Origin of the sequence: Vibrio sp. SG41-7 (assembly GCF_014164465.1) — a bacterium.
Lineage (GTDB): Bacteria > Pseudomonadota > Gammaproteobacteria > Enterobacterales > Vibrionaceae > Vibrio > Vibrio splendidus.
Genome location: NZ_JACJFF010000373.1, coordinates 1 through 345, shown reverse-complemented (window position 1 = coordinate 345; position 345 = coordinate 1). Strand labels below are relative to the sequence as shown.

At 39.1% G+C, this 345-nt stretch carries 1 tRNA gene; it reads left to right on the top strand.

The features are described from left to right. Window positions 1-27: 27 nt before the first annotated feature. Window positions 28-103, top strand: a tRNA-Val gene (locus H5300_RS27180). Window positions 104-345: the final 242 nt, after the last annotated feature.

Here is a 345-nt window from a genome sequence, read left to right as displayed (position 1 = left end):
TCTCCGCGAAGGAATTAAAACTATCGTGGGCGATTAGCTCAGTTGGGAGAGCACCTGCCTTACAAGCAGGGGGTCACTGGTTCGAGCCCGGTATCGCCCACCATTCTCTAAAAATTCTTGGTTATCTTCATATCCAAACCACTTCTTTTGTCGTTGGTTGGTATGTTTGACCCTGAGAGTCTTTAGAAAATGAACTTCACAAGAAGTCTCATTGCTCTTTAACAATTTGGAAAGCTGACTGATTGATTACTTACGAGTAATTCAATCAAATTTAAAAGTTCTCAATGTTTATCTTTCATTAGATGAACACAACAAACACATTCAAGTGTCTTGTATTCGAATCAA